Annotated in this window: 15 protein-coding genes; 13 read left to right on the top strand and 2 right to left on the bottom strand. The window is 52.6% G+C overall.

What is annotated here, in order from left to right; genetic code table 11:
- The first annotated feature begins 1 nt into the window (after position 1).
- Positions 2-760: a nitrous oxide reductase accessory protein NosL gene (locus HY913_19480; protein ID MBI4965468.1), complete on the top strand. Its 759-nt coding sequence runs from the start codon at positions 2-4 to the stop codon at positions 758-760.
- A gap of 740 nt (positions 761-1,500) precedes the next feature.
- The gene (locus tag HY913_19475; GenBank protein ID MBI4965467.1) at positions 1,501-1,734 is read left to right on the top strand and encodes a hypothetical protein; all 234 of its coding nucleotides are present in this window, start codon (positions 1,501-1,503) and stop codon (positions 1,732-1,734) included.
- Between the two features lie 316 nt (positions 1,735-2,050).
- Here HY913_19475 and HY913_19470 read toward each other — a convergent pair whose 3' ends face one another.
- On the bottom strand, positions 2,051-2,416 hold the full coding sequence (locus tag HY913_19470) for a VOC family protein (GenBank protein MBI4965466.1): 366 nt from the start codon (positions 2,414-2,416) through the stop codon (positions 2,051-2,053).
- Positions 2,417-3,039: 623 nt separating this feature from the next.
- Between HY913_19470 and HY913_19465 the strand changes: the two genes are divergently transcribed.
- Entirely contained in the window at positions 3,040-3,831 is a 792-nt protein-coding gene (locus tag HY913_19465; protein MBI4965465.1) for an enoyl-CoA hydratase/isomerase family protein, read from the top strand.
- Between the two features lie 113 nt (positions 3,832-3,944).
- Here the strand turns inward: HY913_19465 and HY913_19460 are convergent, their stop codons facing one another.
- Positions 3,945-4,130 carry a hypothetical protein gene (locus tag HY913_19460; protein ID MBI4965464.1) on the bottom strand — a complete coding sequence of 62 codons (186 nt, stop codon included), beginning with the start codon at positions 4,128-4,130 and terminating at the stop codon, positions 3,945-3,947.
- A 76-nt stretch (positions 4,131-4,206) separates the two neighbouring features.
- On the opposite strand from HY913_19460, the gene HY913_19455 reads away from it, so the two are divergent.
- From HY913_19455 to HY913_19410, 10 genes are all read left to right on the top strand, one after another.
- Positions 4,207-4,713 carry an ABC transporter ATP-binding protein gene (locus HY913_19455; GenBank protein MBI4965463.1) on the top strand — a complete coding sequence of 169 codons (507 nt, stop codon included), beginning with the start codon at positions 4,207-4,209 and terminating at the stop codon, positions 4,711-4,713.
- 68 nt (positions 4,714-4,781) lie between these two features.
- A complete protein-coding gene (locus HY913_19450; GenBank protein ID MBI4965462.1) occupies positions 4,782-5,339 on the top strand; it encodes a 7-cyano-7-deazaguanine synthase in 558 nt (185 codons plus the stop codon).
- The gene (locus tag HY913_19445) at positions 5,323-6,312 is read left to right on the top strand and encodes a hypothetical protein (protein MBI4965461.1); all 990 of its coding nucleotides are present in this window, start codon (positions 5,323-5,325) and stop codon (positions 6,310-6,312) included. The genes HY913_19450 and HY913_19445 overlap by 17 nt, the downstream gene beginning before the upstream one ends.
- 10 nt (positions 6,313-6,322) lie before the next feature.
- Entirely contained in the window at positions 6,323-7,240 is a 918-nt protein-coding gene (locus tag HY913_19440; GenBank protein ID MBI4965460.1) for a nucleotidyltransferase, read from the top strand.
- Entirely contained in the window at positions 7,233-7,853 is a 621-nt protein-coding gene (locus HY913_19435; GenBank protein ID MBI4965459.1) for a hypothetical protein, read from the top strand. Before HY913_19440 ends, HY913_19435 begins: the two co-directional genes overlap by 8 nt.
- A gap of 288 nt (positions 7,854-8,141) precedes the next feature.
- The gene (locus HY913_19430) at positions 8,142-8,825 is read left to right on the top strand and encodes a hypothetical protein (GenBank protein MBI4965458.1); all 684 of its coding nucleotides are present in this window, start codon (positions 8,142-8,144) and stop codon (positions 8,823-8,825) included.
- Positions 8,826-9,336: 511 nt separating this feature from the next.
- Positions 9,337-10,794 (top strand): FAD-binding oxidoreductase, encoded by a 1,458-nt coding sequence (locus HY913_19425; protein ID MBI4965457.1) that lies wholly within the window; start codon positions 9,337-9,339, stop codon positions 10,792-10,794.
- Positions 10,795-10,807: 13 nt separating this feature from the next.
- A complete protein-coding gene (locus tag HY913_19420) occupies positions 10,808-12,130 on the top strand; it encodes a (Fe-S)-binding protein (protein MBI4965456.1) in 1,323 nt (440 codons plus the stop codon).
- A 16-nt stretch (positions 12,131-12,146) separates the two neighbouring features.
- A complete protein-coding gene (locus HY913_19415) occupies positions 12,147-13,748 on the top strand; it encodes an FAD-binding oxidoreductase (GenBank protein ID MBI4965455.1) in 1,602 nt (533 codons plus the stop codon).
- A gap of 578 nt (positions 13,749-14,326) precedes the next feature.
- Entirely contained in the window at positions 14,327-15,358 is a 1,032-nt protein-coding gene (locus HY913_19410; GenBank protein ID MBI4965454.1) for a TRAP transporter substrate-binding protein, read from the top strand.
- Positions 15,359-15,403: the final 45 nt, after the last annotated feature.

Raw genomic sequence — 15,403 nt, 5'->3', positions numbered from 1 at the left:
AATGTCTGCAAGGCACAGGGGTGCTCTATTATGGATGGCCGTTATATTGATGGCTGCGGTAGTCGCGATGTCTCCTCTGAGATCCCAGGCTGAAGAATTTCTGCAACTGCCTGATGGCTCCAAAGTGGATATCTCGCAAAAGTGTCCGGTTTGCGGGATGCAGGTTGGCGGCAAGGACCAGCAAGGTGTCGCTGTTAACTTCAAGGATGGTCGTGTGGTCGGGTTCCACGGCGTTGCCGCCGCGGTCTTCAAAGACGGGCATGTCGTGGGATTCGACGGGGCGCGATGTCTGTTCGTGTACAACTCTGTTCCACAAAAATACAACATCGATGTTTCAGATATTGCTCGACAGTACGTGACGGATTTCGCGACCAAGAAGATGATAGAGCTTCCCACTGCCTTTCTCGTGCTCGGCAGTGAGGTGAAAGGGCTCATGGGTTATGAGCTGATACCGTTCGGCGACAAAGCGGAAGCAGGAAAATTTGCTACTGAATATGACGGCAAGTGGATCGTGCAGCTTCATGAAGTAGCCCGCGCGGCCAAGAAGGATGCGGAAGGCGGAGTGCAGCCCGGCGCCGGCGGGGCTTCAACCCTTGGCGAAAACACAACCCCTGCCCCGGAAGCAAGTCCGGAAGCCACCCCATCGAAAGATCGCTCTGTAGAAAGGACAAGGAAGCGTCCGGCTCAGCAACGAATTCAAGAGCCTGAACCTTTTGTCGGAGCGCCCGGACATCATGGCGGTGGGCATCACGGACGTTAGGCTGTTTGGGTGAATCTGCCCTGTGGTTTGCAGGATTTGGACGCGGGGCAAGTCTCAAAGTCCTAAAATCAGGGAACTGGATGAAGAACTGAACAATTACCGTACTGCACTTGACATAAACACCGCGGGTTCCAATGTATGAGAAGACCCTAGTGAAGTGGAGACGCAACGACAATGTGGATGATGGCTCCTGAAAGACTTCGGCAAATCGTTATATGCGTGGGTCTTCCTATAGCTCTCATTGCTTTGGTAATGCCACCGTGTTGCTGCTGTGACACGAATCATCACGACAATGGGTCTTCAGCCGCGAATCCTCATCCGTCCTGCTTCTCGGCAGTGCAGGTAAGTGGAGCGGATTCTCATTGCGGGCCGTGCCCACAGCGGCTAGCTTCCTTGAATAGCTCTGATGTTAAGCAGGATTTATTGGGTGGGAATTTGAGCCGGGTCCTTGCTTTACCGGGAACGGCAGCTTCGCTTACCGCTTCTTCGAGCCTAGTTGTTTCACCCATGTACTCACACGTGAAACTCGATCACCCCGTTAAATTTCTCTGTACGATCATCCTCCGGATTTGAGAACCATTCCTGTTCCGTGGTGGTTTCAACACCTTTTTATACAGTCTACGTGCATTCGTGATTTGGCGCGACGGGATTTCATGATGCCTCTGAAGGCACCCAATGTGTCGAGTTCCAAGTCGCATGCAACGAGAACAACGATGATCTCCCAGAAAAGGAGGAAGACGATGAAAAAGATTATTGCCCTCGGTGTAATCCTGGCCCTGCTGACACCGGTCTATGTTCACGCCAGCGACAGTTCCTCTCGATTGGAGCTGGAAAAGGAATGGAGGATCCGACAAGCTCAGCAGAAACAGGAGGATGCCCGATTCAAAGCAATCGATGCTGAGGCAGCCAAGGCATTCGACGCGCTTGGGAGCAAGGCCGATGCCGGCATAGATAGGCCGGTCGATTCTAAATGATCGGCAAGGGAAATTGAACAGCCGCGTTTTGCCGGTTTGCAGGCGGAGAATGAACGGACCGCGTCCTGGAAGCACCGTCCGATCGACCGGCATGCTACTGCCCGCTTGTTTTGCGCAGTGCGATTCGATTCCGACAGTAATTCCGAGGATGCTTCTAGACCTCGCTCCTGCGCACGTTTCGGGTGGGCGCTGGTTCAAGAAATGCACAAGAGCTTCACCGCAGAGATCGCGGAGTTGTAGGGGCACGGCATGCCGTGCCCTTACTCTGCGAACTCGGCGCTCTCTGCGGTGAGTGATCTTTTTCTTTGCCATACAGCTACAGTGCCTGGGTCTCAAACAACTCAAACAATACTCTATCGGGTCCCTCAGCCATGACGTACTTCAGCGCTCCGAGATCTGTTATGGGCTTTCGGAAATGGAATCCCTTGGCCTCCATATGGGCGACAAGTTCTTTGAGGTTATCGGTACGGATGCCGAGATGGTGAACAGCACCGCGGCCCGAATCCTTAGGCGGCTGATCGTAAAAGTTGAGGTGACCGGTTCCAATGCGCAGCATGATGTTCCGTGCACCTGCAACCTCGGTGTCGAAAACCACTTCGGCACCGAACATATCGCGATAGAATTTAATGCTCTCATCGAGATCTGAGGCAAACAGGTGAGTGTGGTGCAGATCGCAACGCATAGTGATCTCCTTTCGTCACGTTACTGAAAAATCCCTTCTATCATCTTTTTGAGCGTACCTGACCCCAGACCGTCCCGTCAACGATTTCTTCCGGATTAGTCCTCACCCGAAAAGGGCTTGGCATTACCGAGACAATGGGAAGGATGAAGCTACATGAACCTGCTGCCTTGATCGTCTTCGCAGGCACTCAGTCACGGGTGGAGGATGGCCGCCTGCCAAGAAACTCGAAAAATCAGTTCACCGCAGAGGTCCCCGGATCGCGGTCCGGGGCAGGCGCGGAGAAGGCGGAGTGTCCGTTGCGCACGCCGTGCGAATCGGGCATCTTCTCTGGCCATCTTCTCTGCGAACTCAGCGCACTCTGCGGTGAATGATCTCTTCTTTCTTCGCTCGCTGCCAGAGCTTTTTCTTGACTCCTCCCACCCATTACAGTAATCAAGTGTCCATAAGGTATTTTAGTCTGATCAACCACTTAGGCGGTTTTGCTGCGAGGAAGACGTCAGGTCTATGCTTGGTTTATGTTAGGCTATCGTCGGCGATCACGAGACTCTCACATGAGCCAAGACGGGACTTGACGCCTTTCTTGTGGAATGTGTGAAGGCCGACCGGAAAGGATGCCAACTACCATGCCAGTCAAGTTTGAGACAACGGAGAGAATAGCGATCCTTACAATCAATCGACCGCTGGCCATGAACGCTCTCGATGCGGAGACTTTGGCTTCACTGAACAAGGCCTGGATCGATTTTCGCGACGATCCCGAACTCTGGGTAGCCATTATCACTGGGGCCGGTGGCAAGGCTTTTTGCGCAGGAGCAGACATCAGGGGCTTGGCCAAGTACTATAGCAGCACAACTGCGGACCAGCGGAAGGCAAAGGCCGAAACGGAACCGGGGCTGGGAGGGATCACGCGCAACCTTGAGATATGGAAGCCCATCATAGCCGCGATCAATGGGTATTGTTTGGCAGGTGGCCTGGAAATCGCCCTGGCCTGTGACATCAGAATAGCTTCCGAAACTGCTACCTTTGGATTCACCGAAGTTAGCCGTGGGATCATACCGGTGGCCGGTGGGACCCAAAGGCTTCCCAGGCTTGTCCCTCTAGGCAAGAGCCTGGAGATGATCCTCGCCGGAGAAAGGATCGATGCTCAGGAGGCTTATCGGATCGGGCTTGTCAACAGGGTTGTGGCTCCTGATCAATTGCTCCCCGAAGCCACGAAACTGGCTGAACGGATCTGCCGGAATGCCCCCCTTGCCGTAAAGGCTGCCAAAGAGGCCGTTTACAGGGGGATGGATCTTCCCCTTTCCGAGGGAATGCGGTTGGAGCAATTCTTGGCAGATCCTGTTTTTCAATCCGAGGATGCAAAGGAAGGTCCAAGGGCCTTTTTTGAGAAAAGGCCTCCAGTGTTCAAAGGAAAATAAAATACAAAGAAGTTCACCGCAGAGGTCGCGGAGAGCGCGGACTGGTAGGGGCACGGTCCCGCGTTCCGCGCGGGACGCAACGAGCATCTTCTCTGGGCATCTTCTCTGCGAACTCAGCGCACTCTGCGGTGAATGATCTTCTTCCTAACTGCGAACCCTACCTCTCTGCGGTGAACGATCTCTTTCTTTACTCGCTGCCAGAGCTTTTCCTTGACTCCTCCCACTCGTTGCAGTAAACAAGTGTCCATAAGGTATTTTAGTCTGATCAACAACTTAGGCAAGTTTAGGGGGGAAGACATCAGATCCACGCCGGAATAACTTTACCCAATTAGTCCCGCTCTTTGGCGAGAGCCCTTTCATTGGAGGAAGGCTGAGATGTGTGAAGACGGTCCAGGGGAAGAGTTTCTGCGTAATCAGGCATGGAACTATTTCCAGGTCCACGCCGCACAGCGATTGACGACTTTCAATTTCTATATTGTGATTTCTGCTCTATTGTCAACAGCACTTGTCACGACATTTCACAAAGACTATCAATCGCCATGGTTAGGTTTCTTAGTAGGCATTTTTCTGCCTCTGATCTCTTTTGTATTCTGGAAGCTGGACAAAAGAAATAAAGAGCTTGTTCGCGGTGCGGAAGCGGCCCTGAAATTCTTCGAAAATCAAACTGAATATGCCGATTCGGAAAATGTACCTCATATAGCAAAGATATTTAACCGAGAAGAGCACGAAACCCAGATCAAAAGAAAAGAGACCAAGGGTGGAAAATCCGTTTGGGAGAAGCATTTCAGCTATTCAGATTGCTTCAGATGGATCTTTTTGTCTTTTGGGATACTTGGGCTGCTGGGAGCGGTCACGAGCCTCAAGAAACTACTGTGCGGATGAAACGGATCGCATTGTAGGAGGTAGACGCAGCTTGAGAACCAATCCTCGCTAAACGGGGAGAAGAGACTATGGCAAGAAATATCCTGATTCTGATGGGAGGAGGGATAGATTCGACTGCTCTTCTCCATTATTTCCTGCTCAGAGATTACGCAGTTCGAGGACTTCACTACGATTACGGTCAGCCTACAGCGGCGGCAGAGCAAAGAGCAGTCAAGGCTGTTGCGGCATACTATGGGATCGAGGTAGGGCTTCAGAATTTGCCGGTACCCGTACGAAGGGTTGAGTATGAATTTGCGTGTCGAAATGCCCTTCTTGTGCTCGCAGCCGCCGCAGCTCACGGACATCAGTACACCTCAATAGGACTAGGCATTCACACGGGAACGCCTTACTTTGATTGCTCAAGAGTCTTTATTCAGCACCTTCAATCTCTATTGGATGGCTATTTTCAGGGGGTGCTGCAATTGCAGGCTCCGTTTGTAGACCTCACAAAAACGGAGATATTGTCCTTTTGCCACGCCGAAAAGATTCCGCTTGAAATGACTTTTAGTTGCGAGATTGGCCCGAAACATCCGTGCGGTGTCTGTCCGTCATGTAAGGATAGGTTAGCCAATGGTCTCAATCACTGACATTTGCCGAAATCGCAAGATCATGCCATACGGCATCGAAACTCCTATCTTGGTTCCATCCTTTAGCAGCAAGGGGTTCACTGACAGTGACTTAGCCGACATCTTTGGGAAAGTGAGCGATGAGATCACGGAATGTTCTTTGATTAGTGCTTATGATCTCTGTTATCGCGCCATTGTCCGAAGGAGAGATATATACGCTTCCGATCTGCTTTTCATAGACAGCGGTGGGTACGAAAAGAAAGAATTGTATGAGGCAGACGGGGAAGCATACCACAGTACTCTGAAAACCACTGCATGGGACCCTGAACATTATTCGAAAGTGTTGAGTGAACTGAAACCCAGATCGGACCTCGTTGTAGTCACTTATGACGATAACGAGTATAAGTCTTTGACTGAACAGATTACTAGGGCAAACGGGCTGCTCGAAGCCAACAACAATTATGCCGTTGACTTCTTGCTCAAACCCGAGACTTCTGGAGAAGTGATAAATCTTGAAGCGGTGCGGCAGCACATTTCTGCTATTGTGAAGTTCAGCGTCCTTGGGGCTGTCGAACAAGAGTTGGGGGCTTCGCTTGTGGAAAGGTGTACGACCATTCTTGGTTTACGCATGCTGTTGATTGGCCAAGGGTCGGAAATGCCAATACATGTCTTTGGTAGCCTTGATCCTCTCAGGAGCGTTCTTTATTTTCTTTGCGGAGCGGATATCTTTGATGGGCTGGCTTGGCTTCGCTACTCCTTTAGATCCGGTTTAGGCAGGTATATGGCTCAGGCTGCCTTAATAGATTGGGAACTCACTAAAGCCACGAAGGAACTCCAAACTACCTATCGCTTGGAAAATCTGGAGTTCTTGCGAAAACTCCAGGGCGACATGCAACGCTTCGCTTCGACCTATGACCTCAGGACGCTTGAACGAATAGATCCCTTTCCAGGGAGGTTCGTGGGAATTCTTGAGGAAATAGGAATTCATAAGTAGGAGGCAGAAGATGGGAGGAGGCGGCGGCAAATCAAGTGGGAGTAGGCCAAGTGCCGGGTCTCAGGTTGAGCAACAGGTAAGGGAGACAGAGTATACTCAGGAGTTGAATCAATTCCTGAAAGAAAAGCTCTCCGAATACAACCGCCGCGACTCGGAAGCTATCAATCGACACGTAGAAACACTTAAACAGAAGTTGTCGGCTGAAATTGAAGACTTTGTGGAACTGAAATTTGGAGGTTCGGTCTCGAAACATACATACGTTAATGGCTTCAGCGACGTAGATATACTGGTAAACGTTAAGGGCACCGAACTTGAGGACTACTCACCAAATGACTTGCTCAGTTATTTTGCGGAAAGGATTAAGGAACGGTTACCTGATACGGATATTCATGTAGGAAGTATGGCGGTGACGGTGTCTTACTCAGATGGCACGCAAATCCAGCTTTTGCCATCGTTACGCACCGCGACGGGATTACGTGTTCCGGACCCAGAAGGGAACAATTGGAGCAACGTCGTGAGGCCCCTTACCTTTGCCAAGAAACTGACAGAGGTCAATATGAATTGCGGCGGACAAGTCGTTCCGGTGATAAAGCTTTTCAAGGCGATCCAGCAATCCATGCCTTCCAACGCTCAGCTGACGGGGTATCACATAGAGTCTTTAGCCCTAAATGCCTTTAGGGATTACAGCGGGACTAGATCATATCAAGAGATGCTCAAACATCTTTTTGAATATGCAGCAGAGAACGTATCCCGACCAATATCGGACAGTACGCGCCAATCCTTACATGTCGACGATTATTTGGGGGCAGCAGACAGCACAGAGAGACAACGTGTTGCCGCTTTCTTGGGCCGCATGGGTAAACGGCTCGCGTCAGCCGACGCCAAAATGGATTTGACCGTGTGGCAGGGGCATTTCGGAGATGAATGAAGCAGTTCAGGATTGCTCGGCGGAGTTGAGGGATCTCAAGAGGCGTGCCAACCAAATGGCCTCAATGCACAGCATGGAAGCAGAGTGGTACCACCGCTGGGATGTTGGGCTCGATGTTGGCGCTCTGGTATCATCAGTTTTCTTGTTGTCTCTATCGGTCGTCTGCGAGGACTTCCTGCACCGTACCGTCGGCATGTCTGCAGACAATTTCAAATGGATGTTGGCGTTTTGGGCTGCTCTGACTCTTTCAATTACAGTGACCCGTCTCGCGTGGCACCCTGCACACGTGTCAGCAAGGCACCGGGAAGCAGTCCAGAGGTATTCGCGTATCAGACACCAAATCGCAACGACATTGGAGGGTAATGAACCAGTGAGCCTGGAAACATTCTGCAGTCTGCAGGAGGCATACCTGGACAGTGCGGATCTACCCACAATCAGGAATCGGAAATTCGCAAGGCTTAAGCAGGCCCATCTCAGGAAGGTGGCATACAGCAAATGCCTGGACAATAACCCTCATGAGTCATTAAGATCCATTAAGAAACGATTGTCCCGAGAAGCTAGCAATAAGTTTCATGAAGCCGAAAAAGAAAGGAATCTGGGAAACGGCCCTTGATTCCTTTGAAGGCCAGTCAACGGGAAGCGAGGGTGCGGAAAAATCATCCTATCCTTGACAGCATCGTCTAGCTGCGGTAGCTCTTAGGGGGTCCGTTTCGCGGAAGGTTCGAACCTTAACTCAACATTAGATAACCCATTAAAATACCGTCATATTTATGCCGAAGAGCGAGACGCCCATAAGCGGCTGATGGGCGCGTCAGGTCAGGGGAGCCCAGGTAGCGGAGATGGTTCATCTTAGCTGAACTGAATTCACCTTCGGCACTAGCTGCTTAGAAAGGATTTCTCTGTGCAACCGTTGGACCGTACGCCCCAACATTTAACCAAGCTCGCGGAAACCTATCTCCTTCTGAAAGACGCAGTCATTGAGCAGGGTTTTGAATGGGAGATCGAATGGCAGGCTCGGATTTGCTTCTCGGAAGTAACTGAAACCGATTTCTTGAGGGAATCAGCTTGGGTGGTATTGTCGGCAGGGATGCGGGAGACCGTTATCCGAAGAAAATTCGAGCCGATTTCCCAGGCGTTCTACTGGTGGCGAAGTGCAAGCCTCATAGCTGATAACGCCGAAGTGTGCAGGCAGGAGGCGTCGACCATATTCGCCAATGACAGAAAGTTGAAGGCGATTACAACGATTGCAGAACGGATCACGAAGAAGGGATTCCCAGCCTTCAAGAATTTTGTCGGACATCACGGTGTTGACTTCATTCAGCAATTACCTTTTATGGGACCCGCGACATCTTATCATTTAGCAAAGAACATTGGTCTCGATGAAGTTAAGCCAGATAGGCATTTGAAAAGGACAGCAGCCGCCACCGGTTACAGCAATCCGCGGGACCTGTGTGAAGACATCGCCAGAATTGTTGGAGACCGGGTGTCGGTGGTTGACGTGGTCCTTTGGCGTTTTGCAACTATCTATCCAAATTATCTGGACTATTTTGCTTACGAGTCGCGGCAACAGGACGCGGAACAGTAAGAGCGAGCGGACAGGATCAGACCCAGAAGTTCCGCGCGAAACGCGGGATTGAATCCCGCTTAAGCAGAACTGGATTCCGGCGTTCGCCGGAATGACGAGAGCTGCCCGAAGACTCACACCCCGCCCTCCGTTTTTTTTTGAAACACTCCCAAGAAAAAAACTTGACAAAGTTCTCGCCGGTCGGTAAATCTGGAAGAAATAGTTAACATGTTAACTATCAGCGTGTAAGTAAATTAGATCTTAAGGGCCTCGGCCCATGAAGAGGAAGAGAAGACATTTACCGCAGAGAGCACAGTTCGCGGAGCAGGAAGACAAAAGATCATTCACCGCAGAGATCGCGGAGAACGCGGAGTGTTCGGTGCGTCCAGCGTTCTGCGCGGGACACACCGAGCATTTTCTCTGCGCATCTTCTCTGCGAACTCAGCGCTCTCGGCGGTGAACCAGCTTCACCGGCAGGATGCCGGCGCTACGAAGAATTATAGGCGAAACCCTAGAGAAACGGAGGTCAACCGTGGACGCTAAATCGAAATTATCCAAAGTCGTAGGCGCTAAAAACTTCTCCGATGACCCTGCTAAACTGCAAGCCTACGCGACCGATTTCAGCTATTACCCTGCCGGGGCTCCTAATTACGTTGCGAAGCCCGCGACGTCCGAGGAAGTCTCGGAGATCGTCAAAATCTGCAACGAAAACAACATCCCGGTTGTGCCGTGCAGCTCCAAGGTCCATTTCTACGGAGCGACCATTCCCAAAGAAGGCGGCCTGGTCCTCGACATGTCCAGGATGGACAAGATCCTGGAAATCGACCCTGACAACCGTCGGGTAAGGTTCGAGGCCGGTGTCACCTGGGACAAGCTCACCAACGAGCTAAAGAAAAAGGGCTTCAGAGTGATTATGCCTCTGACGCCTCCTGCCGAGCGTTCGGTCCTAACCGATTTCATGGAGCGGGAAGAGCCGACCAACCAGGTGTACGATTACGGCGAGCCTCTCCAGGCCATGGAAGTGGTGTGGCCAACCGGCGAGGTTTTCAGAATGGGTTCGGCCAGCGTCAACGGGTACCCCGACTCTCCATCAAAGGGCGGGAATCCTTCGGGTCCGGGTCTTGATTTTTATAGGTTTTTTCAGTGCGCACAGGGGACTATGGGCGTGGTCACCTGGACGAACCTGAAGATGGAATTCATCCCGAAGATGGATAAAGTCCTCTTCGCGCGGATTGACGATCTCGATTATGCGATGGATTTCCTACATCGCATCCTGCCGCGAAGAATCGGCCAGGAGGTCGTGCTCCTGAACCAGGTAGATCTGGCCGCGATCCTTGCACAGGAATGGCCCGCGGATTTTGACAAACTGAAAACCGCATTGCCGCCCTGGACTCTGATCCTGGTGATCAGCGGACTTCTGAGACGCCCTGAAGAGAAGATCGCTTATGAAGAGAACTTCCTTGCTCAGGTATTAAGGGACGAGTTCTCGAATCTCAGGCTGGGCGAGAACCTTCCCGGCTTCCCCGGCCTGCGGAACAAGCTCCTGCCGATCCTCCGCAACCCCTGGCCTGCGGATGTTCCCCACTGGAAGAATCAGGTCAAAGGAGCTTGCCAGGGCCTATTTTTCCACACACGGCCTGGCAAGGCGCAGCATTTCGTTACCAAGGTCAAAGAGATCGCAACTCGATACGGCTATCCAGCCAGTGATATCGGCATTTACATTCAGCCGATTGAGCACAACCGGGCGTGCAGGCCGGAGTTCACCTTCTTCTACGATCCTGCGAACGAGGCCGAGAAGGCAACCATTCGTGCGCTCTACAAGGAGGCCGCGGCTGAGCTTCTCAAAGATGGGGCGGTTTTTACCAGACCTTACGGCGATCTGGCGCCCATTGTGTACGAAAAAGCCGCTTCGTACGCGGCAAATCTCAAGCGGCTGAAGAAGGTTTTCGATCCGAACAATATTATGAATCCTTCAAACCTGTGCTTCTGAGGAGGGAACGACCATGGCCGATGAACCTATCAGATATTACAAGCCCAAATCGGACTTCAAGCTCGATATCACCGATATAGAGAATTTCGTATACGACATGAGCCGCTGCATCAAATGCAAAGGCTGCACCTGGGTCGATCACACGTACATGCCCGGTGCGAAGTTCATGACACGTTGCCCCAGCGCGACCAAATATGAGTTTGACGCGTACGGCGCATACGGAAAGATGCGAATCGGACATGCTATGGCCGAAGGGCTGCTGGACTGGAACGAAAAGGCCCTGGAGGTCATTTACGCCTGCACATTGTGCGGCGCCTGCGACGTGGGGTGCAAACGTAACCTCGACCTGGAAATCGGGCTGACGCTGGAGTCGCTAAGGGTCAAGGCAGTTAAAGACGGCGTCGGGCCTTTACCCGCGCACAAGAAAATCGCCGAGAACATAGCCAAGAAACACAATATGTACGGCGCACCGCACGAGAAACGCACCGCATGGCTCCCTCAGGGAATCACCCCTGCTAAGAAGGCCGACTTACTGTACTTTGTGGGTTGCACCGCTTCTTATGTGAACAAGGAAATCGCCCAGTCCACCGCTAAGATCCTCACGGCCGCGGGAACCAAATTCATGCTCATGCCGGACGAATGGTGCTGCGGCAACACGCTCTTTTCCGCAGGCTTGTTCGATGAAGCCAAGGCCTTGGCGCAACGCAACGTGGATGAAGTTCGGAAGACCGGAGCTAAAACTCTTCTTCTCAGTTGCGCCGAAGGTTACCGCATGTGGAAGGTGGACTATCCCAAACTGCTCAATATCTCTACCAGCGATCTGGGGTTCGAAGTCGTGCATCTCGTGGAGTATGTGGACGCGAAGATCAAGGACGGCGCCCTGAAAATGAAAAAGCCCTTTGAAACGCGGCTGACCTATCACGATTCATGCAGCTTGAGCCGCTTGAGCGATCCTTGGACTCCGTACGAAGGAAAGCGCCAGTGGATGGGATGTGTGGAACCGAGGCTCAAGAGAAGGCGTGGAACCCACGGGCTATACGCCCAGCCCAGAGACATCCTCAAGGCCATCCCCGGCGTGAACCTCATAGAAATGCCGAGGACCAGAGAAAATGCCTTCTGTTGCGGCGCGGGTCGAGGAGTCCAGGAAACATATCCGGATTTCGCGAAGTGGGCGGCCTCGCATCGGCTTGAGGAGGTCAGGGAGATCGGCGCGGAGACGCTGGTGTCCTCCTGCCCCTGGTGCAAGAACAATTTCGCCCAGGCCGTTAAAGCCGGCCGCGGTGATGTGCAGGTGCTGGATATTTCGGAAGTAATCTGCGCATCCATTCAAGGTTAGCGGAGGGAGATCAATCATGGCGATATCCAAGGAAATCTATAAAGCATTAGAGGCAATTGTAGGCCCGGAATATATTTCCGACGATCCGGTGATCTGCGAGGGTTACAGAAGCGGCCCCGGAGGATACGAAAACGGCCTGGGATATGAACGGGTCATGACCAAGGTCCCGGGATGCGTGATCATGCCCAAAAAGACGGAGGATGTTCAGAGGATCGTCAAGGTTTGCTATCGCAACGACATCCCGTACGTGCCTTACAGCACGGGCTTTTATGGGCCACGCTCGCATCCCCACGTGGAAGACGCTCTGCTGATCGACCTTAAACGCATGAACGATTTCGTGCTCGATGAGAAGCACTTCTACGTGGAAGTAGGCCCCGGCATGATCTACTCGCCCATCCAGGAAGAGTGCATGAAACATGGGGCGTATGTGGTGATCGGCGGAGGCGGAGCGCAAGCTTCGGCCATTGCAAATCTGATCGGCGACGGTTGGTCTCCTTTGAGCCATCGGATCGGGCTTCCCCATAGGCGCATCCTCGGGACTGAAGTGGTTATGCCGGACGGTGAACTCCTCAGGATGGGCTCTCTGGCTAACAGCGATGATCCCTTCTGGGGTGAAAGCCCCGGACCGGACCTTAGAGGACTGTTGAGAGGATATACCGGCCTGCGCGGCTGCCTCGGGATTGTCACCAGAATGGCCATCAAGACCCTTCCCTTCCAGCCCGAACGCCTCGAACCCACGGGCATTTCGCCGAATACCGCTCTGGCCCTCCCGGAGAAGCGGATAAAGTGGATCAACTTCATCGTGCCGTCAAAGGACGCCCAGGTTAAGGCTATGAGGGAAATCGGCCATGCCGAGATTGGCGGCGCGGTCACCAAAGTCCCCCTGTTCTGGCGCGCCATCGCCAAGGCGGAGTGCAAAGAAGAGTTTTGGGACATCTGGAGCAAGGAAAACGAGGAGACCGTCGCCAATTTCTTTATCGTCCGGGTCCTCCTCATTGGTTATACCTCGGAAGAACAGATGGAATACGACGAACGTGTCCTGATGGACATCATGAGTGAAGTGGGCGGTGAAGCACGCCGGACCAAGCCTTCGGACGAGTCCTGGATCAAGAATGCAGACTCGGCCGGTATGTGGCTCATGTGCGGTGGGTATGTGTCGGTTGACTATGTCATTGAAACTCTAAGTCAGTCACCGGACCACGGCCCCGCGTATGCAGAGGTGAAGAAGAAATACACCCCGCCGCTGATGCCTGATTACGGCGATCCCGGCTGGTTCCAGAGCTTTGAACTGGGCCACCAGGGCTACTCCGAGTTTCTGGTCTACTGGGACCTCGACGACGACACGGACAAGGTTGACCAATTCTATGTAGACACGTCCAAGATGAACATAAAGAACCGTTTCTATACCTCCCTGCTGGGTCCGCATCAACCGCTCTATCTCACGGGGCCGAAGTACGGGCCTAACTACCATGAGTTTCTGCTCAAGGTAAAAAATGAGTTCGATCCCAAGTGGAAGTCCCATCCGCCGGTTCCTCTGGCCCACGATGTGTTCGTAAACCGGGCCCCGTGGATGCATCACATGAAGGATTGGGACTCTCCGGACGATTTACCCAAATAGGAGAATCGGGCTGGAGGACTTCATCCCTCGTTCCTAGGCTCAGCCTGGGAACGCGTACCGGGAGGCTCTGCCTCCCCTAAGGCGCTATAAGGAAGCACCCAGGATATGGAAACTGTCTCAAACCTCTAAAATGAACGCGTTCCCTCGTAGGAGCGCTTCGGGAAGCGCCCTGACTTCGGGCGGTTCACGAACCGCCCCTACCTATGGCGCGGTGAAATCGTCGCTTTTGAGCCAGTTTCTATGTGTCCGGGCTGGAGCCCGGACGGCAGGCATTCCCAGGCTCAGCCTGGGAACGAGATCGAACCAGACTGATCATCTCGTGGCCAAACGGACATTACTTCTGGCAACCGGTATAAAGCTCGGGAGAAGATTCGGATCGTGCCACGATGGCGCGAAGTTCCTCGTTCCGAGGCTTTGCCTCCACTGCATTGTTTCCCGCTTTTCTTGGATGGTCGAGCCGTAATCTTCCCTTCCGGAAAAAGCGGCGCTTTCACACAACCTGCCTCCGAAAGGCATTCCCCATCATGGCAATAACATCGCCATGTAACAAAAAGCGACTGATAAACGAGGGAGGAATCATGAAACGCTCACTTGGTATCCATGTTTTGGCGCTTTTGGTTTTTTTGGTTGCCTGCTCGGCCACCACCGTCAGTTTGGCTGAGGAAAAGGCAACGACACTGAAGGTCACCAACTGGTTTCCCGTGGGACATCAGCAAGATGTCCTTTTGCAGGAGTGGGGTAAGGAGCTGGAGAAGCGGACAGCCGGCAAGGTGAAGGTTAGCTATCATGCCGGCGGAACCCTCGTCCCCGCGGCGCAATCCTACGATGCGGTGGTTAAGGGGATCGCCGATGTGAGCAACCATGTTTTGGGCTATTCAATGGGGCGGTTTCCTTTTTCTCAGGTCTTGGACCTACCCATAGGTTTTCCGCCGGGAGCCGGCCCTACCAAGATAGCTAATGAAGTCTATGCGAAATTCAAACCAAAGGAATTCGACGATGTGAAGGTACTGTGGTTCCATGCCATGCCCTATGGGTTGGTTCACACAAAAACAAAGCCTGTCAAAAAGCTCGAAGATATTAAGGGGCTGAAGCTACGCTGTTACGGTTCGAATGCCAAATTTGTCGGCTTAGTCGGAGGCGCGGCCGTTGCCATGCCCATGCCCGAGGTCTATGACGCCTTGTCAAAGGGAGTCGTTGATGGGTGTCTGTCCAGTTATGAAGCATTGAAAGGGTTCCGGACAGGAGAACACATAAAATACACGACCGAGAACCTGGGGACGGCTTATTCTGCAGCCTTTGTGATTGCGATGAACAAGAAGAAGTTTGCTTCGCTCCCGCCCGATGTCCAGAAGATTATCGACGAAATGAGCCAGGAATACATCGAGAAATACGGCAAGATGTGGACCGAGATAGACGCCGAAGGCAAAGACTGGCTGACAAAGAGAGGAGTTGAAATAGCCTCGCTGACTCCCGAAGAAGAGGCTCGCTGGTACGAGACTGGCTCCAAGCCCCTGGTTGAAGCCTATGTCAATGACATGAAGGCAAAGGGGCTGCCCGGGGACGAAGCGGTGAAGTTCATCACTGAGTCTTTCAAACAGTACAAGAAGTAGCCGGAAAAAGCCCGGAGATTGCCCCGGAGTATCAGTACTTGGGGC

Source organism: Desulfomonile tiedjei (assembly GCA_016212925.1).
GTDB lineage: Bacteria > Desulfobacterota > Desulfomonilia > Desulfomonilales > Desulfomonilaceae > JACRDF01.
This window is presented reverse-complemented; position numbering and strand designations above follow the sequence as displayed.